Raw genomic sequence first — 692 nt, forward strand, 5'->3', positions numbered from 1 at the left:
ATGGTTTCGACCACATGCAGGTTGGTGCGCTCGTTGCGGCCGCCGACATTGTAGGTCTCGCCGACCGCGCCGCGCTCGAGCACCAGCGTGAGCGCCTTCGCATGATCCTCGACATAGAGCCAGTCGCGGATGTTCTTTCCGTCGCCGTAGACGGGCAGGGGCTCGCCGGCCAAACCCTTGATGATCATGTGCGGAATCAGCTTTTCCGGGAAGTGATAGGGGCCGTAATTGTTCGAGCAGTTGGTGACCAGCGTCGGCAGTTCGTAGGTCTCGCGCCAGGCGCGCACCAGATGGTCGGAGGAGGCTTTGCTCGCGGAGTAGGGCGAGTTTGGCGCATAGGCCGTCGTTTCCGTGAAGAAGCCGTCATCGCCGAGCGAGCCGAACACCTCGTCGGTCGAGATATGCAGGAAGCGGAATTGCTCACGCTTCTCGGGCGAGAGCGTGCGCCAATGGCGCAGCGCTTCCTGCAGGATGGTGAAGGTGCCGACGATGTTGGTCTGGATGAATTCGCCGGGACCGTCGATCGAGCGGTCGACATGGCTCTCGGCGGCGAGGTTCAGGACCGCGTCGGGCTGGTATTTCTCGAACAGGCGGCGCAGCCCGGCGCCATCGCAAATGCATTGCTTCTCGAAGGCGTAGTTCAGGTTCTCTTTCGCTGCCGGCAGCGAGTCGAGATTGGCGGCATAGGTGAG

At 62.3% G+C, this 692-nt stretch carries 1 protein-coding gene; it reads right to left on the reverse strand.

The features are described 5' to 3' along the window. A partial coding sequence (locus OZ411_RS42980) for a GDP-mannose 4,6-dehydratase (RefSeq protein WP_282532805.1) occupies nucleotides 1-692 on the reverse strand: 692 nt, incomplete at both ends.

The sequence above is a fragment of the Bradyrhizobium sp. Arg237L genome (genome assembly GCF_029990105.1).
Lineage (GTDB): Bacteria > Pseudomonadota > Alphaproteobacteria > Rhizobiales > Xanthobacteraceae > Bradyrhizobium.